The 12,966-nt window shown below is 60.6% G+C and carries 11 protein-coding genes; 6 read left to right on the forward strand and 5 right to left on the reverse strand.

Going from position 1 to position 12,966, the window contains the following annotated elements:
• Nucleotides 1-2: 2 nt before the first annotated feature.
• Genes DYL59_RS07125 through DYL59_RS07140 form a run of 4 tightly spaced genes read right to left on the reverse strand, consistent with a single transcriptional unit; the run spans nucleotide 3 to nucleotide 4,742 of the window.
• Nucleotides 3-995, reverse strand: a complete 993-nt coding sequence (locus tag DYL59_RS07125; protein ID WP_135288536.1) for a serine O-acetyltransferase — start codon at nucleotides 993-995, stop codon at nucleotides 3-5.
• A gap of 37 nt (nucleotides 996-1,032) precedes the next feature.
• The gene (locus DYL59_RS07130; RefSeq protein ID WP_135288537.1) at nucleotides 1,033-1,947 is read right to left on the reverse strand and encodes a PLP-dependent cysteine synthase family protein; all 915 of its coding nucleotides are present in this window, start codon (nucleotides 1,945-1,947) and stop codon (nucleotides 1,033-1,035) included.
• A gap of 15 nt (nucleotides 1,948-1,962) precedes the next feature.
• Nucleotides 1,963-3,825, reverse strand: coding sequence for a molybdopterin-synthase adenylyltransferase MoeB (moeB, locus tag DYL59_RS07135; RefSeq protein WP_135288538.1), 1,863 nt, complete (start codon nucleotides 3,823-3,825; stop codon nucleotides 1,963-1,965).
• A gap of 23 nt (nucleotides 3,826-3,848) precedes the next feature.
• Nucleotides 3,849-4,742: a DMT family transporter gene (locus tag DYL59_RS07140; RefSeq protein ID WP_167496665.1), complete on the reverse strand. Its 894-nt coding sequence runs from the start codon at nucleotides 4,740-4,742 to the stop codon at nucleotides 3,849-3,851.
• 160 nt (nucleotides 4,743-4,902) lie between these two features.
• Here DYL59_RS07140 and DYL59_RS07145 point away from each other — a divergent pair, with 160 nt between their 5' ends.
• Nucleotides 4,903-6,327, forward strand: a complete 1,425-nt coding sequence (locus tag DYL59_RS07145; RefSeq protein ID WP_135288540.1) for an aminotransferase-like domain-containing protein — start codon at nucleotides 4,903-4,905, stop codon at nucleotides 6,325-6,327.
• A gap of 143 nt (nucleotides 6,328-6,470) precedes the next feature.
• On the opposite strand, the gene ppsR is transcribed toward DYL59_RS07145, so the two are convergent.
• The gene (gene ppsR / locus DYL59_RS07150; protein WP_003193298.1) at nucleotides 6,471-7,289 is read right to left on the reverse strand and encodes a posphoenolpyruvate synthetase regulatory kinase/phosphorylase PpsR; all 819 of its coding nucleotides are present in this window, start codon (nucleotides 7,287-7,289) and stop codon (nucleotides 6,471-6,473) included.
• A 178-nt stretch (nucleotides 7,290-7,467) separates the two neighbouring features.
• Here ppsR and ppsA point away from each other — a divergent pair, with 178 nt between their 5' ends.
• The 5 genes from ppsA (at nucleotide 7,468) to DYL59_RS07175 (ending at nucleotide 12,965) form a co-directional block, all read left to right on the forward strand.
• On the forward strand, nucleotides 7,468-9,843 hold the full coding sequence (ppsA, locus tag DYL59_RS07155) for a phosphoenolpyruvate synthase (RefSeq protein WP_135288541.1): 2,376 nt from the start codon (nucleotides 7,468-7,470) through the stop codon (nucleotides 9,841-9,843).
• Nucleotides 9,844-9,949: 106 nt separating this feature from the next.
• A complete protein-coding gene (locus DYL59_RS07160) occupies nucleotides 9,950-10,933 on the forward strand; it encodes an alpha/beta fold hydrolase (RefSeq protein WP_135288542.1) in 984 nt (327 codons plus the stop codon).
• Between the two features lie 187 nt (nucleotides 10,934-11,120).
• Nucleotides 11,121-11,612, forward strand: coding sequence for a ribonuclease E activity regulator RraA (gene rraA / locus DYL59_RS07165; RefSeq protein ID WP_032887592.1), 492 nt, complete (start codon nucleotides 11,121-11,123; stop codon nucleotides 11,610-11,612).
• Nucleotides 11,613-11,637: 25 nt separating this feature from the next.
• A complete protein-coding gene (locus DYL59_RS07170; protein ID WP_135288543.1) occupies nucleotides 11,638-12,633 on the forward strand; it encodes a zinc transporter ZntB in 996 nt (331 codons plus the stop codon).
• Between the two features lie 86 nt (nucleotides 12,634-12,719).
• A complete protein-coding gene (locus DYL59_RS07175; RefSeq protein ID WP_005790375.1) occupies nucleotides 12,720-12,965 on the forward strand; it encodes a hypothetical protein in 246 nt (81 codons plus the stop codon).
• The last annotated feature ends 1 nt before the right edge of the window (nucleotide 12,966 follow it).

Consider the following 12,966-nt stretch of genomic DNA (forward strand, 5'->3'; position numbering starts at 1 on the left):
GTTCAACCTCCGACGATCAGTGGGCTGGCTTGCAACAGGGATCGCACCATTGCACTCAAGCCAGGGGGAGAGAGCAGGGTGACCTCGAATTCCGGGCCGCAGACTTTCAGGTTCAGTGGCAGGCGCGGCGAAGGGCTACCCGACTCCACGCGGTGCAGGCGAAATTGCAGGTGATGGCGCTCCTTGACCGTGGGTTCCAGCATCAGCCCCGGCAAGGGGTGGAAGTCGGCGTCCAGTACCGTGATCTTGTGGCTGGCGTTGATTTCGCCAACCACATGCAAGCGCTCATCCAGGGCAAAGGCACCCAGGTAGTTGCTGTGATCCGATTCATCGTTCTTTTGCAATTGAACCTGGTTGACCACCTTGACCTTGGTGCCGGCCGGCACGTCCTGGGTGATCACGCAGGAGGGGCTGATAAACACGTTGTCGCCGATCTGCACATACCCCAGCACCCGCGCGCCGGAGCCGACCTCGACGTTATTGCCCAGGCGCGGGTGGCGCTTGCCGTCGGGGTTGTTGGCAATGCCACGGGCGCCCAGGGTGACGCCGCAGAGGATGTAGCAGTCGTTGCCGATCTCGCAGGTTTCGCCGATCACCGTGCCGTAGCCGTGGTCCAGCACAAAGCGCCGGCCAATGCGCGCCGCCGGGTGGATCTCGGCCCCGGAGAGGATCTTGCCCTGGTTGCTCAACTTGAGGGCGATGCGCGAAAACACACCATTGGGCTTGTCGGGGAAATGCCACACCCGGTGCGCCAGACGGTAATACAACACCGCCTTGAACGAGGCATAGGACTCCAGGATCAGCTCGCCCCGCCCACGGGACGCCGGGTCGCGGTAGGCGTAGGCGATCAGGTCCTCGGCCACCGCCTGGGCGGCGTTCTGGACCAGCGGTGCGAGGTGCGGCTCCAAGTGCTTGATCTGTGCGGGCGTGAGGGTCTTGATGAGGTGGGTGAGCAACTCATCGTGCAGCTGTTGCATGTCGATAAAGCCGCCCATGGAGGCACCCCCGCATTCTGGTTGGTTGGCAAACCGGTTATTCGAAACTGGGCAGGTAGCTGTCGGCATTGTCGTAGACCAGGGTCAATACCACCGTTTCGGGCGGCAATTCGGGGGCGAGCTGGGCGATGGCCACCATGTTGGCGGCGGAGGACAGGCCCAGGCTGATGGCGTCGGTGCGCATGATGCGTTTCATCATGTCGATGCAGGCCTGGCGCGAGACTTTGAGCATGCCGTCGATCACCTCCAGGTTGAGGATGCTGGGGATCAGGCCGATCGACAGGCCCTGGATATGATGCGGCGCGTGCTGGTTTTTGAGCAGGTCGCATTCCTCAGGCTCCACGCCCATGACACGCACCGCCGGCCAAGCGGCTTTGAGGGTTTCGCCGACGCCGGTGATATGCCCGCCGGTGCCGATGCCGCTGACAAAATAGTCCACGCGCCGGTCGCCAAAGCTGCGCAGGATTTCCTGCGCGGTGGTGTCGCGATGGGTCTGTGGGTTGGCGCCGTTGCGCTGCTGGTTGAGCATCACGTAGCTGGGGTTTTCCAGCTGCAGTTCCATGCACTTTTCGCCGTGGGAATTGTTGCCACGGCGGCTGTCCGACAGCACCACCCTGGCGCCGTACAGGCGCAGCAGCTTCTGTTTTTCGGGGCTGTAGTTGTCGGGGATCACCAGCACCACCTTGTAACCCAGCACGTTGCCTGCCATCACCAGGCCGATGCCGGTATTGCCACCACTGGGCTCGATGATGGTTTGCCCGGCGTCGCGGATCAGCACGCCACGGCGCTCGGCGTCGAGGATCATGCCCAGGGCGATGCGCGCCTTGTGGCTGCCACCGGGGTTGAGGGATTCGAGCTTGGCGTAGACCTCGATGCCGAGGTCTTCGGAAAACTGCGCCAGGCGCACAATGGGGGTGTGGCCGATGGCATCGAGAATAGAGTTGTGCAACATCTGTCAGCTCCCGGCTCAGTACAGCGGCATGTCGGGTTCGACGTCGCGAACCCAATGTTTCATGCCACCCTGCAGGACTTTGGTATTGGCGAACCCGGCCGCCAACAGCGTGCTGGCGGCCTGCTCGGCGCGGGTGCCGGCGTAGCAGATCAGGTAGTGGGTATTGTCGCGGCTGAGGTTGCCCAGTTGCCCGTCCAGTTCGGCCAGGGGGATGTGCACCACGCCTGGCAACTTGCACACCTCCAGTTCACTGGCGTCGCGCACGTCCAGCAGTACATCGGCGCTGCGCGGGTGATCGAGCAACTGCTTGAGTACGCGGGGCTTGATGTAGCGCTCTTCGGCCAGGGACGGTTGGCTCGGAACGCCATCGGCGCAGGCCGTCGGGGCGAGGGTGTCACCGCGACGCAGTGCCGAGCAGCAGGGGCAATCGGCGCGGCGCTTGAAGCGGATTTCGCTGAATTTCATGGCCAGTGCATCGAAGCGCATCAAGCGTCCGGACAAGGGCTCACCAATACCAATCAGCAATTTGATCGCCTCGGTGGCCTGGATCATCCCGACCACGCCGGGCAGCACGCCGATGACGCCACCGGCACTGCAATTGGGGGCCAATTCAGCCGGCGGCGCCTTGGGGAACAGGCAGCGGTAGCACGGCCCACCTTGGTAGTTGAGCACGCTGATCTGCCCGTCGAAGCGGTAGATGGCGCCGTACACCAGGGGTTTGCCGAGCTGGACGCAGGCGTCGTTGACCAGGTAGCGGGTGTCGAAATTATCGGTGCCGTCGATCACCAGGTCATAGGCGCCCACCAGCTCCAGGGCGTTGTCGGCGTCAAGGGCGGTGTCGTGGGCATTGATCTGGATATGCCGATTAAGGTCCTGCAGGCGCTGCCTGGCGGATTCGACCTTGGGCATGCCCAGCGTGCTGTTGCCGTGGACGATCTGGCGTTGCAGGTTGCTGCTTTCCACTACGTCGAAATCCACCAGGCCCAGGGTGCCGATGCCGGCCGCCGCCAGGTACAGGCTGATGGGCGAGCCCAGGCCGCCGGTGCCGATGATCAGCACCTTGGCTTTCTTGAGGTTCAACTGGCCTTCGCGACCGACGCCGGGCAGGGTGATGTGGCGCACGTAGCGCTGGACTTCTTCATTGCTCAGGGTGTCGACATCCATGCCGCCTGAAGTGGCGAGCAGCACTTCAATAGTGGCGTGTTCAGGCAGCACGTCGTCCGCTTCGATAAGCGCTTGCTCGGCGGTAAACAGGAAGTGCTCCTTGAGCTGGTTATTGGTCTCGTGAAACAGGTGCGGGCGCAGCTGCGGGTGGCTGTCGCAGAGGTTTTCAATGACTTCGCGCAATGTCGATCCGGTGCCCGTGAGGGTCGATTCCGGCAGCTTGGCCACGCGAACCAGAATGTCGGGGAAAGAGACAGCGTTCATGGACAACTCCGTGTGCAGGTCGTTGAAAGGGTTGAGGGCGAACTGCTTGCCGTCCCAGGCAAACAGCTTGGAGCCCAGGGCGTGGCCCTGGCGAACGTCGACCACCAGGTAGCTGACGGGGTAGATCGGCTCGCCCATGTACAGCGCCTTGTCCTGGTCTTCCTGGCTGAAATAGGCACCCACATCCGGGTGAGAGTGGTAGATCACCACCACCGGGTTGTCGCTGCGAAACGCTTTGTTCATCAGCAGGGTGTCGGCCACCGAGAAGGTGTAGCCGTTGGCCGCACTGCGGGGGTACGCCTGCGGGTTCTTGCGGTGCAGCTCATTCTGGATATTGCTGCCCAGGTACACGCTGCCGTCGGCGAAGACAAAACCGCAACACTCCTCGGGGTAGCTGCGGCTGGCGTGGGCGTAGATGCGTTCCAGGGCTTGGGGGTGGAGGACGTCCATGTTTCTCTCCCGTTGATGGAGGGTCAATTTTTCTTGGCCAGGAGTTTTTCAACGGGCAACTTGGTGATCGCAAAGCCGGCCAGCAGGATGGCCGAGTACAGCATCAGGTCGCGGGAAATCGCTACGCCTTCGTACCAGGCGCCGATGATCACGGCGAACACCGGAAAAATGATGAACACGAACGACAGGATGATCGGGCTCAATCGCTTGAGCAGCATGAAGTACACGATGAACCCGCCCACCGAGGCCACCAGCCCCAGGTAGAACAGCGCGCCCCAGGACCGCAGGGTGATGGCGTCGAAGGTCGGGGTTTCAAACCACAGGCCGGCGACGAACAGCATCAGCCCGGCAATGCCGATGGGCAGGGTGTTGTAGGTGATCACGCTGATGGCGCTGCCTTTCTGCTTGGTAATCACGTAGCACAGGGCATGCATGATCGCGGCTGTGAGGATGGCCAGTACCCCGAAGAATTCGGCGTGATCCAGGTGCAGGCCCTGGCTTTTGATGATCATGTAGAGGCTGCCGAAACCGATGCCGATGCCGACCACCTGGGAGAAATAAATGCGCTCGCGCAGGAACAGCGCGGAAAAAATCAGGATAAACACCGGCATGCAACTGAACAGCAGGGCGGTAAGGCCGGAGGAGACGTGCATCTCGCCGTAGTTGAGCAAGTAATAGGGAACGCTGAAGTAGGACAGGGTCACGAATACGAAGAACCAACGGCTCTCACGGGGAAACAGGATGGGCTCGCGGCGCACCAGGGCAAAACACAAAAATAGCGGGAAGGCGATCAGAAAGCGCAGGCCGGCGGAGGTCAGCGGTGGCACGCTCTCGACGGCGATCTTGATCCCCAGCCAGGTGGTGCCCCAACTCAGGCACACGATCAGGAACATCACACTGGTGACCAGGCCTGCCAGCCACTGTCTTTGGGTTTTTGTTTTGGCTGTGTTTTCGAGAACGGCGGACATTGGCATCGTTTATTGCTTCCCTGAGCCGAAATTGAACTCTATATTGAGCTTGTAATTAGTTGTAAAAATCGGCGATTGAACCCGTAAAAGCACACTATTAGGGCAAAAGATGGCTGTCAAAACAAATATTGACATGGTGTCAATTATGCGTGAGGGGTTGTCCAGCGGGCAGGGCGTGAAGTACAAGCGCCTGTCCGATGTCATGGAACGGGGCATCCTTGAAGGCTTGATTGAACCGGGAAGAAAACTACCGCCCCATCGGGTGCTTTCCGACAATCTTGGCGTCACCATTGGCACCATCAGTCGGGCCTACGGCGAGTTGGAGCGCCTGGGGTTGGTAGTGGCGCGGGTGGGGGACGGAACGTTCGTGCGCAAGCGTGGGATGGAGCGCCAGCGCGACGAAGGCTTTCGCAACTTCAGCGAGGAGCCGCGCCAGTACTTCGACATGAGCCGCAACATGCACATTCCGGGGCAGGAAACCACGTTCCTGGCCCAAAGCCTCCAAACCTTGTCCACCAACGCCAAGTTCCTCCAGGACATCAGCGCCTACACCCCGGACGCCGGCCTGCCGCGTTATCGCGAGGCGGGTGCGCAGTGGCTGGTTCAACGCGATTTTCATCCTATTCCTGAGCAGGTCATCTGCGTCAATGGCGGCCAGCATGGCCTGCTCTGCGCGATGATGGCGTTGTTGCGGGCGGGCGACACGGTGGTGACCGAGCAACTGACGTATCCGGGGTTGATCACCGCCGCGCGGATGCTCGGCATCCGGCTGATCGGCCTGCCAATGGATGAAGAGGGCGTGCTGCCCGGTGCGCTGGATGAAGTCTGTCGTAATCACCGGGTTTCAGCGTTGTACTGCACGCCGACCATCCAGAACCCGACGACAGCGGTGTTATCGATCCCGCGCCGCGAAGCCCTGGCCAAAGTCTGCCGCGAACACAATCTGCTGATTCTTGAGGACGAAGCCCACGGTGTGCTGGTGGAAGACCGGCCGCCGCCCCTCAGCTATTTCGCTCCCGAGCGTACGATCTTGATCAGCAGCCTGAGCAAGGCGGTGTCGGCCGGGTTGCGTGTGGGCTATGTGCATGCGCCGCCGGCGCTGGTCAGCCGCATCTCGGCGGCGTTGCGCTCAACCTGCTGGATGGCCACCCCGGTGACATTGGAACTGGCTACGCAGTGGATTGAAAATGGCACCGCCGAGTATCTGCTGCGCCAGCAAATCAACGAGATCAGCCGGCGCAAAGCCCTGGTGTGTGACTTGCTCGACGGCCTGGAGTACCGCACCCACCTCAACAGCCCGCATTTCTGGATCGAGGTACCGGAGCCATGGCGTGCGTCGGAAATCGAGGCGGAGCTCAAGCAGAACAATTACCTGATCGCCACGGCCGAGGCGTTTGCCGTGGGGCAGACGGCGGTGCCGCAGTTTATTCGGGCGAGCATCTGTAATACGTCGGGGGATGATCAGTTGCTGCTGGCGGGGTTTGATGCGTTGGCTACTGCGCTGGGGCAGGGTGGGGGCAGATTTCATCTTTAGGCAGGGATAACCACTGAACCAAATGTGGCAGCGGGCTTGCTCGCGAATACGGTGTATCAGCCAATGAATCTATTGACTGGCGCATCGCATTCGCGAGCAAGCCCGCTCCCACATTGGACTGCGGCGCTGTCGGGCAACCAGCCTTACTTGAACCTGCGCTCCACCCCTTTCTCCACCAAAATCTTCGCCGAGATCTCTTCCACCGAAAAATGCGTGGAATTGATATGCGCAATATTCTCGCGACGGAACAGATTTTCTACTTCGCGCACTTCGAACTCGCACTGGGCATAGCTGGAATACCGGCTGTTGGGCTTGCGCTCGTTGCGGATCGCCGTGAGCCGGTCCGGGTCGATGGTCAGGCCGAACAGCTTGTGGGAATGGGCACGCAAGGCGGCCGGCAGCGTCAGGTGTTCCATGTCGTCTTCGGTCAGCGGGTAGTTGGCTGCGCGAATACCGAATTGCATGGCCATGTACAGACAGGTCGGGGTCTTGCCGCAGCGGGATACGCCCACCAGGATCAGGTCGGCCTTGTCGTAGTAGTGGGTGCGGGCGCCGTCGTCATTGTCGAGGGCGAAGTTCACCGCCTCGATCCGCTCCATATAGTTGGAGTTGTGGCCAATGGAATGGGACTTTCCTACGGAGTATGAGGAGTGTTCGCTCAGCTCCTGCTCCAGCGGCGCCAGGAAGGTGGAGAAAATGTCGATCATGAAACCATTCGAAGTTGCGAGGATCTCACGGATGTCTTGATTGACGATGGTGTCGAAAATGATCGGCCGAAAGCCGTCTTTTTCAGCCGCCAGATTGATTTGTTGTACCATGGCCCGCGCTTTATCCACGCTGTCGATATAGGGCCGCGTGAATTTGGCGAAGGTAATGTTTTCGAACTGCGCGAGCAGGCTTTGACCCAGTGTTTCGGCTGTGATGCCGGTGCCGTCGGAGATAAAGAAAGCAGATCGTTTCATTTGAGCCCTGGGCCTTAAGCTGATGGCGAATCTTGGATATGATAGGCGCGATTTTGCCGTCCCGCAGTGGGCCGCATTCTCACTTATTTTCCAGGTCCAGGCCACAAGCGCTGGCGTTTGCTCCTACTGAGCAGCCGGCGTCCTGAGCTTTTCCAACACAGTTAGTGGAGAGATCACCTTGGTAGAGTACGTAGTTTCCCTCGATAAGCTCGGCGTCCATGATGTAGAGCACGTAGGGGGCAAGAACGCATCCCTCGGCGAGATGATCAGTAATCTTGCAGGCGCTGGTGTGTCGGTGCCCGGTGGTTTCGCCACCACGGCCCAGGCCTACCGCGATTTCCTCGAACTGAGCGGCCTCAATGCTCAGATCCACGCCGCGCTGGACGCACTGGACGTCGATGACGTCAACGCCCTGGCCAAGACCGGTGCCCAGATCCGCCAATGGATCATGGAAGCCGAGTTCCCCGAGAAGCTCAACGAAGAAATCCGCACCGCCTTCGCCACCCTGTCGGCCGGCAACCCGGACGTCGCGGTTGCGGTACGCTCCTCGGCCACCGCCGAAGACTTGCCGGATGCCTCCTTCGCCGGCCAGCAAGAGACCTTCCTGAACATCCGTGGCGTGGAAAACGTGATCCGCGCCGCCAAGGAAGTGTTCGCTTCGCTGTTCAACGACCGCGCCATTTCCTACCGCGTACACCAGGGTTTCGACCACAAGCTGGTAGCCCTGTCTGCCGGTGTGCAGCGCATGGTGCGCTCGGAAACCGGTACCGCCGGCGTGATGTTCACCCTCGATACCGAATCGGGCTTCCGTGACGTGGTGTTCATCACCGGCGCCTACGGCCTGGGCGAAACCGTCGTACAAGGCGCGGTCAACCCCGACGAATTCTACGTCCACAAGGGCACCCTCGAAGCGGGTCGCCCGGCCATCCTGCGCCGTAACCTGGGCAGCAAGGCCATCAAGATGATCTACGGCGACGAGGCCAAGGCCGGTCGTTCGGTAAAAACCGTTGATGTCGACAAGGCCGAGCGTGCGCGTTTCTGCCTGACCGACGCCGAAGTCAGCGAACTGGCCAAGCAAGCGATGATCATCGAAAAGCACTACAAGTGCCCGATGGACATCGAGTGGGCCAAGGACGGTGACGACGGCAAGCTGTACATCGTGCAGGCCCGCCCGGAAACCGTGAAGAGCCGCACTTCGGCCAACGTCATGGAACGCTACCTGCTGAAAGAAACCGGCACTGTGCTGGTGGAAGGCCGCGCCATCGGCCAGCGCATCGGCGCCGGCAAGGTTCGCATCATCAAAGATGTGTCCGAGATGGACAAGGTCCAGCCAGGCGACGTACTGGTCTCCGACATGACCGACCCGGACTGGGAACCGGTGATGAAGCGCGCCAGCGCCATCGTGACCAACCGCGGCGGGCGTACCTGCCACGCGGCGATCATCGCCCGTGAGCTGGGGATTCCAGCCGTCGTGGGCTGCGGCAACGCCACCCAACTGTTGAAAGATGGCCAGGGCGTGACTGTGTCCTGTGCCGAAGGCGATACCGGCTTCATCTTTGAAGGTGAACTGGGCTTTGACATCAAGCAAAACTCCATCGACGCCATGCCGGACCTGCCGTTCAAGATCATGATGAACGTCGGCAACCCGGACCGCGCCTTCGACTTCGCGCAGTTGCCGAACGCCGGCGTGGGCCTGGCCCGCCTGGAGTTCATCATCAACCGCATGATCGGCGTGCACCCCAAGGCGCTGTTGAACTACGACGGCCTGCCGCTGGACATTAAAGAGAGCGTCGACAAGCGCATCGCCGGTTACAACGACCCGGTGGGCTTCTACGTCGAGAAGCTGGTGGAAGGCATCAGCACCCTGGCAGCAGCCTTCTATCCGAAAAAGGTCATCGTGCGTCTGTCGGACTTCAAGTCCAACGAATACGCCAACCTGATCGGCGGCAAGCTCTACGAGCCCGAAGAAGAAAACCCGATGCTGGGCTTCCGTGGCGCCTCGCGTTACATCAGCGAAGCGTTCCGTGATTGCTTCGAACTCGAATGCCGCGCCCTCAAGCGCGTACGCAACGAGATGGGCCTGGATAACGTCGAAATCATGGTGCCGTTCGTGCGCACCCTGGGCGAGGCGAGCCAGGTGATCGACCTGCTGGCGGAAAACGGCCTGTCCCGTGGCGAAAACGGCCTGCGCGTGATCATGATGTGCGAATTGCCGTCCAACGCCATCCTGGCTGAAGAGTTCCTGGAGTTCTTCGACGGTTTCTCCATCGGTTCCAACGACCTGACCCAGCTCACCCTGGGCCTGGACCGCGACTCCGGGATCATCGCCCACCTGTTCGACGAGCGGAACCCTGCGGTCAAGAAGCTGCTGTCCAACGCCATCCAGGCCTGTAACAAGGCCGGCAAGTACATCGGCATCTGCGGCCAAGGCCCTTCCGACCACCCTGACCTGGCCCGTTGGCTGATGGAGCAGGGCATCGAAAGCGTCTCGCTGAACCCCGACTCCGTGCTGGAGACCTGGTTCTTCCTGGCGGAAGGCCAAGCATCGGCTTAAGGTCGCTACGTCAAAAGTGCCGGTCACCCGTCGAGGGTGGCCGGCATTCTTATCTGTACCGGGCGGCAATCCCTGCGGACGTCGCCCTTTTTTGTGCAAGAGCATTATGCAAAGCAGCAGCAACCTGTTTCCCGTCGCCTTGATCAGCGCTGAGCGTCGAGGCGACCTGAGTGAAGATGTGTACCGGCTCAAGCCCGGTAACAGCCCCGACGGCACCGTCGAGTTGGCTGTTACTCGCTTGGGCTTGGCCGATGCCCCGCAAAACCGGGGCATCCCGGTTATTTTGTTGCATGGCAGTTTTTCCAATCGACGCTTCTGGTACTCGCCCAAGGGCATCGGCCTGGGTGCCTACCTGGCGCGCCAGGGGTTCGATGTATGGATCCCGGAGATGCGTGGCCATGGCCTGTCCAAGCGCAATCAGGACTATGCCCGCAACCGCGTGGCCGACTATGCGCGTTACGATTTGCCGGCAATTGGCGCATTTGTGCGTGAGCAAAGTGGGCAAATCCCCCATTGGATCGGCCATTCCCTGGGCGGCATCAGCCTGGCTGCGGCCCTGGGTGGGCAGCATCTGGGGGCGCCGGCAGTGGCTTCAGTGGCCCTGTTTGGCTGTCAGGTCAGCCGCACTCACTGGCCGTTGAAACTGCCGCCGGTGGAGTGGACGGGGCGCTTGCTGTTGAAACGTTTCGGCGAGGTTTCCGGCTCACGCTTCAAGCGTGGTCCTGAGGACGAGCCGGCAGGCGTGCTGATCGAAGCCATGCGCTGGAACGGCCTGTTTGGCCGCTTCGGTGAAGGTAAAAATGATTGGTGGAAAGGCTTGGCGGATGTCGATGTACCGCTGTTGGCGGTGAGCGCTGCGGGGGACCATCAAGACCCGGACTGGGCCTGTCGCAAGCTGTTCGAACAAGTGGGCTCGGAGCATCGCCAGTACCTATGCCTGGGGCGCCAGCAAGGCTTCAGCAGCGATTACGGGCACGTGGAAATGCTGGTCAGCAAACCCGCCCAGGCCGAAGTGTGGCCACTGGTGGAGCGATGGTTGAAGGGCCCGCTCACAGCGTTGTTTGAAGCGCCAGCGTTGGCAACGGTTTGATGGAGCGCTCTGCCAAGGGCGTTTCGCTCCCGTCGGGTTGGGGCTAAGATATGACGCGCTGAACGCTTCTGGTCATATTCAGTCGCGCAGCGGCTATTGCGTTGCGGCGAAACGAGTGGGATGTTGCCCACCTGTTTCGACCGGTACTTCCTTGAAAGACACTTCTTTGGCAGAAAGGAATTTTTCGATGAACCATTACGTGACCCCCGACCTGTGCGACGCCTACCCGGACCTGGTGCAGGTCGTCGAGCCGATGTTCAGCAACTTCGGCGGCCGAGATTCCTTTGGTGGCGAAATTGTCACCATCAAGTGCTTCGAGGATAACTCGCTGGTCAAGGAACAAGCCGACCAGCCGGGCGCCGGCAAGGTGCTGGTGGTCGACGGTGGTGGTTCCCTGCGCCGCGCGCTGCTGGGCGACATGATCGCCGAGAAAGCCGCGAAAAACGGTTGGGAAGGGCTGGTGATCTACGGTTGCATCCGTGATGTCGATGTCATTGCCCAGACCGACCTGGGGGTGCAGGCCCTGGCCAGCCACCCGATGAAGACCGACAAACGCGGCATCGGTGATCTGAACGTGGTGGTCACCTTTGCCGGCGTGACGTTCCGTCCGGGTGAATACATCTATGCCGACAACAACGGCGTGATCGTGTCACCCAGCCCGCTGAAAATGCCTGAATAAACCGCAATAACCGATAGGGGTGAGGATGTTCGAGGAAGAAAACGCGCAATGGGGGCTGGTGCATGCCCTGGTGCTGGACGGTAAAGGCGGTGCGCGTTCGATAGCCCGGACTGAGCTCGACGACTTGCAATTGCAGCCGCAGGAAAGCCTGTGGCTGCATTGGGATCGCAGCCATCCGCAAACCCAGACCTGGTTGCGCAAGTCCAGTGGCCTGAGCGAGTTCGCCTGTGACCTGCTGCTGGAGGAAAACACCCGCCCGCGCCTGTTGCCGCTGCCTGAGTCCGAGTTGTTGCTGTTCCTGCGTGGGGTCAACCTCAATCCAGGCGCCGAACCGGAAGACATGGTGTCGGTACGCATTTTCGCTGCCGCCAACCGGGTGATTTCCCTGCGCTTGCGCCCGCTGCGTGCCACCGATGAACTGCTGGTGCAATTGGCGGATGGCAAAGGGCCGAAAACCGCGTCGGAACTTATCCTTTATATGGCGCAGTACCTGACCAATAAGGTGCAGGACCTGGTCACCGATCTGTCTGAAATCGTCGATACCGAAGAAGAAAAGCTCGATGCCGACGAACGGTATACCCCGGAGCATGGCAGCGTTCTGCAGATCCGTCGGCGAGCGGCGGGGCTCAAGCGATTCCTGGCGCCGCAACGGGATATTTTTGCCCAACTGACGCGGATCAAATTGCCGTGGTTCTGCGATGACGATGCCGACTATTGGAACGAATTGAATAACAGCCTGACCCGTTACCTGGAAGAGCTCGAATTGACCCGGGAGCGCGTGGGGCTTGTGCTTGAGGCCGAAGACCGGCGCTTGAGCGTACGCATGAACCGCACCATGTACCGCTTCGGGATCATCACCGGGATCTTCCTGCCAATGAGCTTTCTGACCGGCTTGTTGGGTATAAACGTGGGCGGAATTCCGTTCTCCGCCAGCCCCTACGGATTCATGATTGCCTGCCTGATGATGGTGGCGGTTGCGCTGGGACAATGGTGGCTATTTCGACGATTACGCTGGGTTTGACCTGAATATGACCTGAACGTAGGAAGGGTCCTATGTGACCCCAAGAATTTAACCCTCGTCTTTTAAAACACTTGCGAGAGGTCTTTATGCACGATCCGTTCGAACAGTCTTTGCGTGACATGCTCAATGCTTCGCCCTCCAACCGGGATGACGATGCCTGCCTGGGCCGCGTGTTGAAAACCGCCAACCGCCAGGTAGGGGCGGGCGATCTGTTCGGTCTGCTCGGGCGCTGGTTGCCGGCGTTGATGATGGCCCTGAACAACGGTTCGGCCCATGTCTCCCCGGTTTCCCGTCGTAAACCTCTTGCTCGCACTGCTGATAAGGCTGATTGAA

It is taken from the genome of Pseudomonas kairouanensis, from assembly GCF_004682055.1.
GTDB classification, from domain to species: Bacteria; Pseudomonadota; Gammaproteobacteria; order Pseudomonadales; family Pseudomonadaceae; genus Aquipseudomonas; species Aquipseudomonas kairouanensis.